This is a genomic window from Kitasatospora sp. MBT66 (genome assembly GCF_000710405.2).
Lineage (GTDB): Bacteria > Actinomycetota > Actinomycetes > Streptomycetales > Streptomycetaceae > Kitasatospora > Kitasatospora purpeofusca.
This window is the reverse complement of record NZ_JAIY01000016.1, coordinates 116,891-123,748: the sequence shown is the minus strand read 5'-3', so window position 1 is coordinate 123,748 and position 6,858 is coordinate 116,891. Positions and strand designations below refer to the sequence as shown.

Annotated in this window: 7 protein-coding genes and 1 pseudogene; 4 read left to right on the top strand and 4 right to left on the bottom strand. The window is 75.6% G+C overall.

Translation table 11 applies throughout. The features are described 5' to 3' along the window. Positions 1 to 291: pseudogene (locus tag BI06_RS36510) on the top strand (hypothetical protein); the annotation flags it as partial. A gap of 160 nt (positions 292 to 451) precedes the next feature. Here BI06_RS36510 and BI06_RS36505 read toward each other — a convergent pair. Then, complete coding sequence (locus BI06_RS36505) at positions 452 to 937, bottom strand: hypothetical protein (RefSeq protein ID WP_063795102.1); 486 nt, start codon at positions 935 to 937, stop codon at positions 452 to 454. Between the two features lie 281 nt (positions 938 to 1,218). Here BI06_RS36505 and BI06_RS36500 point away from each other — a divergent pair, with 281 nt between their 5' ends. Further along, positions 1,219 to 2,202 carry a helix-turn-helix transcriptional regulator gene (locus BI06_RS36500; protein ID WP_233290438.1) on the top strand — a complete coding sequence of 328 codons (984 nt, stop codon included), beginning with the start codon at positions 1,219 to 1,221 and terminating at the stop codon, positions 2,200 to 2,202. Positions 2,203 to 2,243: 41 nt separating this feature from the next. Here BI06_RS36500 and BI06_RS36495 read toward each other — a convergent pair whose 3' ends face one another. Then, a complete protein-coding gene (locus BI06_RS36495) occupies positions 2,244 to 2,747 on the bottom strand; it encodes a metallophosphoesterase (protein WP_030394635.1) in 504 nt (167 codons plus the stop codon). 134 nt (positions 2,748 to 2,881) lie between these two features. On the opposite strand from BI06_RS36495, the gene BI06_RS36490 reads away from it, so the two are divergent. Continuing rightward, complete coding sequence (locus tag BI06_RS36490) at positions 2,882 to 3,526, top strand: GNAT family N-acetyltransferase (RefSeq protein ID WP_082558944.1); 645 nt, start codon at positions 2,882 to 2,884, stop codon at positions 3,524 to 3,526. A 46-nt stretch (positions 3,527 to 3,572) separates the two neighbouring features. On the opposite strand, the gene BI06_RS36485 is transcribed toward BI06_RS36490, so the two are convergent. Continuing rightward, a complete protein-coding gene (locus BI06_RS36485; RefSeq protein ID WP_043475541.1) occupies positions 3,573 to 3,866 on the bottom strand; it encodes a hypothetical protein in 294 nt (97 codons plus the stop codon). 162 nt (positions 3,867 to 4,028) lie between these two features. On the opposite strand from BI06_RS36485, the gene BI06_RS36480 reads away from it, so the two are divergent. Next, complete coding sequence (locus BI06_RS36480) at positions 4,029 to 4,628, top strand: phosphoribosylanthranilate isomerase (protein ID WP_043475539.1); 600 nt, start codon at positions 4,029 to 4,031, stop codon at positions 4,626 to 4,628. A gap of 95 nt (positions 4,629 to 4,723) precedes the next feature. Here BI06_RS36480 and BI06_RS36475 read toward each other — a convergent pair whose 3' ends face one another. Continuing rightward, entirely contained in the window at positions 4,724 to 6,703 is a 1,980-nt protein-coding gene (locus tag BI06_RS36475) for an ABC transporter ATP-binding protein (protein WP_063795100.1), read from the bottom strand. Positions 6,704 to 6,858: the final 155 nt, after the last annotated feature.

Genomic DNA, 6,858 nt, shown 5'->3' with positions numbered 1-6,858 from the left:
GGGGTTCCGGCGTCCCGTGCGCAGGCCGCCCCCGCCGACCTGGTCGCGACCGCCGCCGCGAACCTGAGGAAGTCGGTGGACGAGCTGGCGGCCCCGGCCGCCGCCGCGCCCCCGGCCGTGGGAACCGCCGCCCCGGTCCAGGCCCCGGCGCCCGCCGCCGCCCCGGCCGAGCAGGTCGTCAAGGACACCGTCAACCTCGTCGCCGCGACCGTGCTCGGCAACCCCGCCCTGCCGGCGCCCGACCTGGCGGGTCTGCCCAAGCTCCCGGCACTCCCCGGCGCGACGGGCTGAGCCGCGGCGCCCGACGACGGGACCGGTGGCTGACGAACGGTCACCGTACGTGAGCCGCAGGGCTCGTCGGGCACTCGCCCGCGCGGCGGACTCCGGCATCGCGATCGTGACCCTCCGCCCCGGCGTGCCCGCCGGGGCGGAGGTCGTCCGCCCGGTGGTGTCAGATGTCGGAGCGGCCCTCGCACCCGTCGGTGCCGGTGTCCGCCGTGCCGGCGTCGGCACCGGTCCCGGCGCCGGTACCGGCGGCGGCGCGGGTGAGCGCGGTGTGCAGCCGGCGCACGGCCCGCTCGGCATCGGCAAGGTCGGACGACGAGGGGACGACGGTGCCGAAGGAGGACTGCCGGTCGGCGGGCAGCGCGCGCCAGCGCAGCACGGGGGAGAGCGCGGTGCAGGCCTGGGCCAGGTACCAGGCGAGCGGGCCGTGGATGCGGGCGAGGGCTATGGCGAGGACGGCGAGGGCCTCGCGCAGGTGCTCCAGCCGGTCGATGGCCGGCAGCCGCTCCTGCGCCGCCGCTTCGCCGACGGCCTCCGCGAGTCCGCTCGCGGTCTTGCGGGCCAGCGCCGCGTCCTCCTCCGTCGGGTCCCACAGGTGCTGGCTCAGCTGACGCTCGGCCTCCGCGCTGAGGTCCGCGATCTGCGCGCTCATGCCCGCATCGGGCGGCAAGGGACGGTAGGTGTTGTGCGGGGGCATGCCATGCCTCTCGTCGGTAGCGCGGAAGGAGCGCAGAAGGAGCGCGGGGAAGAACTCGGGGAGCGGGCGAACGCGGAGAGGGAACTGCCACGCGGTCTCAACGGTGCAGGCCCGCGGCTCCGCGCACAGCCCCGTGAACGAAGCTCCGGGAGCGCGGGTGGACAGGGAACGAAGCGGCTCGAACCGCTCGCTCCGTCGAGCGGGCGGTGACCCTGCCGCGGCAGCTGGGTAGGCTCGTGCTGGAGAGCACGGGACGGCCGGTGGTGGTGCGGGTGGAGTCGTTGTCGTTCGAGAGCGCGAACGTGGGCGAGACGGAGGAGTTCCTGTCGTCCGCGTACACGCCGATGAGGATCGGCGGGTCCGTCGAGGACGCCAGGGTGCGGATCAGCCGCCGGGCGGCCGGGCCGGTGGCGATGGACCGTCTCGACTTCGGCTACACCATGGCCTACGACGCGGGCGACCTGGGCCGGGTGTGCCTGGTCAGCATGCACGGCGGCACCCTCGCCGACCTCACCGGCGGCCGCGAGGAGGTGTTCGGGCCCGACGAGACCTTCCTCGTCGCCCCGCCCGACCGGCCCTACCGGGGCGAGGTCCGGGCCGCCCGCTACACCATCGCCCTCTTCGACACCGCGCTGCTGGACGCCGTCGCCCCCACCGGCCCGGGAACGCGCCCGCCCCGCCTGACCGGCAACCGGCCGGTCGACAGTGCCGCGAACCGCCGGCTCGCGGCCACCATCGCCTACGTCCGCGACCACGTCCTCGACGACCCGGCGGCCTGCGAGAGCGAACTGCTGGTCGGCACCGCGGCCAGGCACCTGGCGGCCGCCACCCTCGCCGCCCTGCCCAACAGCACCCGCGACACCGTCCGCCCGGCCGACAGCACCGACGCCACCCCCGGCACCGTCCACCGGGCGGTCGCCTTCATCGAGGCCAACGCCGACCGGGACATCGGCCTCGTGCAGATCGCCGCCTCCGCGTACGTCACCCCGCGGGCCCTCCAGTACGCGTTCCGGCGCCACCTGGACACCACGCCGCTGGCCTTCCTGCGCCGGGTCCGGCTCGACGCCGCACACCGCGAGCTGCTGGCCGCGGACCCCCGCGCCACCACGGTGACCGAGATCGCGATGCGCTGGGGCTTCGCCCACCCCGGGCGCTTCGCCGCGCACTACCGCGACGCCTACCGCACCGCGCCGGGCACCACCCTGCACCTGTCCGCCTGAGCGCTCACCGGCGGTGCGGTGCGCCGTTCGGCACCGGCGGTTCAGCGGCGGGGCGGCAGGCGGTGGAGCCGCACCTCGGTGAGCCGCCCGTCGTCCAGCCGGGCGGTGAGGTAGGTGGCGAACGGCTGGCTCCGCCGGTCGGTCGGCGAGCCCGGGTTGAGCAGCCGCAGGCCGCCCGGCGCGAGGCTGTCCCAGGGGATGTGGCTGTGCCCGAAGACCAGCACATCGGTGTCGGGGAACCGGGCCTCGCAGCGCTGCTCCCGGTCCCGGGCGGGGCCGGTCTCGTGCACCACCGCGAAGCGGACGCCCTGGAGTCGCACCCGGGCGATCTCGGGCAGCTGCTCCCGCAGCGCGGCCCCGTCGTTGTTCCCGTGCACGGCGACCAGCCGCTCGGACCGGGACCGGAACAGGTCGAGGGTGGCGGTGTCGACCCAGTCGCCGGCGTGGAACACCACGTCGGCCTCGTCGAGGGCGTCGAGCAGCGCCGCGGGCAGGGCCCGGGCCCGGGTCGGCAGGTGGGTGTCGGAGGTCAGCAGCAGTCGCATCACGGTGAGAACGACCGGCCCGCCCCGGGGGCTCCGGGGCCGTCCCGGGAACCACCCGGTCGGCGTCCCGCGCACGGACGGCCCCGCTGCCGAATCCCCTTGCCCTCGGCGGCGATCGGGGTGATCCTTCGCCAATGGAGATGCCGCCGCGAGTGATCGAGCTGGACGACCTGACCCTTCGCCGTTTCGACCCCGAGGGGGACCGCGCGGAGCTGTTCGAGGTCATCGATGCCGCGCGGGGGCACCTCAGACCGTGGATGACGTGGGTCGACGAGCACAGCCCGGACCGGACCGCCGAATTCCTGGCGCGGCGCCAGGAGGCCTGGGAGGCGGGCCGGGACTTCACCTTCGCGGTGGTGCTGGGAGGGGCGATAGTCGGCGCCTGCCAGCTGTTCCGGCGCGAGGGCGGCCCGGACGGGGTGATGGAGATCGGCTACTGGCTCCACCCGGCGGCCACCGGGCGCGGTGTCGCCACCCGGGCCGCGGGCGCCCTGGTCGCCGAGGCTTTCCGGTTCCCGGGCGTGGAGCACGTCGAGATCGCCCATGACCCGGCCAATCGCGCGAGCGGCGCCGTCGCGGCCCGGCTGGGCTTCACCGAGGACCGCCACCGCCCGGCCGGGACCGGCGAGGAGCTGGTCTGGCGGCTGGGCCGCCAGGAGGGCGTGGTCGAGGACGCTGAGGTCGAGAGCGTGGTCGAGGCGAGCGTGGTCAAGGAGGGTGGGGTTCCGGAGGACGTGGTCCAGGACAGGAAATCTTCCGCTTCTCACCCGCCGAAGTGACGGCGTCTCACCGGCGGGTGCTGAAGATCTTCCGGTGGGTGGGGTGTCAGACGGCGGAGCTGCTCGCCGGGTGGCGCTCGGCCCCGACCCCCTCCTCGGTGGCCCGGCACACACTGCAGGTGTGCCACCCCGGTCGGTCCATGCCGGACCGGTGCGGGGCGAGGGTCATCTCGGAGGTGTCCAGCCCGCACAGGGTGCGTGGGCCGCAGACGCCGGAGGCCTCCGCGGGGGCGGCGTGCGCGCGGCGCACCGGCCCCTCGGGATCGGCCGGAGTGAGGCCGGGTCCCAGGACCCGGACATTGGTCGGTGTGTCAGATTCCAGTACGACAACGGTGTCCATCCCCCCACCGTTCCCGTCGGGCCGTCGGGCTGCACCCGCACGTGGCATCCGGACCAACCGGGCGGACGACGGCCGCCGGGGCCACCGGCGCCGGGTCGGGTGCCCGCGCCCCGGCGCCGGTACTACGCTGGCGGGGCCGTCCAGTGGGGAGTGCCCGGGAACATGTTTGTGAAGATCTGCGGTCTGAGCACCGCTGTGGATGTGGCCGCGGCCGTCGCGGCCGGTGCCGACGCGCTGGGCTTCGTGCTGACCGAGAGCCCGCGCCGGGTGGAGCCCGGACTGGTGCGGGAGTTGGTGGCGGCGGTGCCCGAGGAGGTGCTGACGGTGGCCGTGTTCCGGGAGGAACCGGCGGAGTACGTGCGCGCGGCGGTGCGCGCCGCCGGGGTACGGGCGGTGCAACTGCACGGCAACCACCCGGCGGGCGCCTTCGCGGAGCTGTCCGACCTGGGACTGCCGCTGATCAGGGCCACCTCGGCGGCGAACGCGGCCGGCGCGGACTGCGGGGACTTCGGCGAGGACCTGCTGCTGCTCGACGCACCGGTGCCCGGCGCCGGGGACCCGTGGGACTGGGCCGAACTGGGCACCCGGCCGCCGGCCGGGAAGTGGCTGCTGGCCGGCGGTCTCGGCCCGGCGAACGTCCGCGAGGCCGTCGCGGCCGCGAACCCGTGGGGCGTGGACGTCTCCAGCGGGGTCGAGGTCCGGCGCGGGGTCAAGGACCCCGACCTGATCACCGAGTTCGTGCACGCCGCCAAGTCCCGCTGAACCCCGCCGGTCCCGCCCGGGCGCCGGGCGGGACCGACCCTGTGCGCGGGCGCCGGGCCGGAGCGGCGGAACGCGCCCCCGGCCCGGCGGCTCAGTCACCCGGACTGCCCGGCCTCCCCTCCCTTCCGAAGCTCCCCGGGCTCCCCGGACTCCCCGGACTCCCCGTACTCTCGGGACGCCCGGGTCCGTTGGGCCGGCAGGCCGGTGCGTTCGTTCTGCAGGTCCCACAGCTCCCTGAACCGCCCGGCACCGTCGGCGACCAGTTCGGCGAAGGTCCCCTCCTGGAGGACCCGGCCGTTCTCCAGCACCACGATCCGGTCGGCCACGGCCACATTGGTGAGGCGGTGGGTCACCAGGACGACCGCGCGCTCCCGGGCGACCGACCGCAGGTTCTGGAAGATCCGGTGCTCGGCGCGCGGGTCGAGCGCGGCGGTCGGCTCGTCCAGCACGAGCAGCCCGGCCTCGCGGTGGAAGGCCCGGGCGATGGCCAGGCGCTGCCACTGCCCGCCGGACAACTCCTCGCCGCCCATCCACTCCACCGCCAGCAGGGTGGACAGGCCCCGGCGGAGCTTGGCGACGACGTCGGAGGCCCCGGAGGCGTCGGCGGCGCGCAGCACCGCCGCATCGCCCTCGGGCGTGGGCTGGCCCAGCGTGATGTTCTCGCGGCAGGTCATGGGCCAGCGCGCGTAGTCCTGCGGGACCACGGCGACCTGGCGCCACAGGGCGTGCGGGTCCAGCTCGCGGGTGTCGCGCCCGTCCCAGCGCACCGCTCCGGCGTCGGGGAGGTAGAGGCCGGCCAGGAGCTTGGAGAGGGTGGTCTTCCCGGAGCCGTTCTCGCCGACCAGGGCGAGGATCTCCCCGCGCTCGACGTGCAGGCTCACGCCGTCCAGCGCCTTGCGGTCGGCGGCGGGGTAGCCGTAGCTGAGGTCCTCCACCGCGATCCGCTCCGGTGCCCCTGGCGTTCCGGCGCCGCGCTCGGGCCGGTGGCCGCCCGCGGTGTCGAGGAAGTTCGACCAGTCGTCCAGGTACATGCCGGTGCGGAACAGGTCGGCGCCGTAACCGACGATGCCGCGCAGGCTGGTGCCGACGGCGGCCAGCGCGAACACCGCGGCGCCGCCGCGCGGCAGGCTCATCCGCCCGGTGCTGACCAGCCACAGCATCGCCGCCCACACCAGGCCCGTCCCGAGCCCGGAGGCGGCCGCGCCGACCACCGACACCCTGGCGCTGCGCCGCGCCGCCTGCCGGGAGTTGGCGTCCAGCCGCCGGCCGACCTGGTCGTACTTGCTGAGCAGGAACTCGCCCATGGTGTCGGAGCGGACCTGGTCGGCGTTGCGCTTGAGGTGGATGTACCAGCGCAGGTTGGCCATGATCCGGCGGTCACCGATCGCGGCCCGGTTGGCCAGGAACTGCACCCGGGCGGCGTGCACCGAGGCGATTCCCTGGGGCAGCGCGGCCAGGACCAGCAGGGGGAGCAGCGCGGGGTGGAGCACGGTCAGCACGCCGGCCGCGCCGAGGAGGGAGGCCAGCGAGGCGAGCAGGTTCTGCGCCTCGCCGACGATGTCCACGCAGACTTCGGCGCCCCGGTCGGCGGCCTCCAGCTCGTCGTTGTAGCCGGCGTGGTCGTAGGCGGTCAGCTCGGCCGCGACGGTGGCGCGCAGCACCGAGGCCTCCGCCTCCCGGGAGATCCGCGGCGAGAGGTGGATGGTGATGGACTGGATGGTGATGCCCAGCAGGGACCGGGCGCCGGCGGCCGCCGCGATCACGAGGATCGACGGTGCGGCGTGGGTGAGCTTGGCGCCGACCTGGCCCGGCCCGAACAGGGCCGAGATGGTCCCGGTGGTCGCGAACAGGCCGGCCGCGCCGAGCACGGCGGACACCGCCTGGCAGGTGAGGAGGAGGGCGACGGAGGGGCGGTCGATGCGCCAGCCGAGGCGGAAGGCGCGGACCACGAGTGCGGGCAGTCGGCGGGCCATCGCGCTGACGCTGATCGCCTCGATCGCCTCGATGCGGCGCCCGTCGGCGAGCCACTGCAGTTCCTCGTCGGAGGTCCCGGCCGAGGTCGTCGTGGTGCTCAAGCGTTCGCCTCCTTGTGCGGTCCGCGGGCCGGCGGGGCCGTGACGGCCGGCGGGACGGGCGGGGGTGCGGGCGGGGGTGCGGGGACGGGTGGGAGATGGATCGCCGGGGTCGCCGGGGTGGGGTGACAGGCCACGGGGCCTCCAGTCGCGGAGCG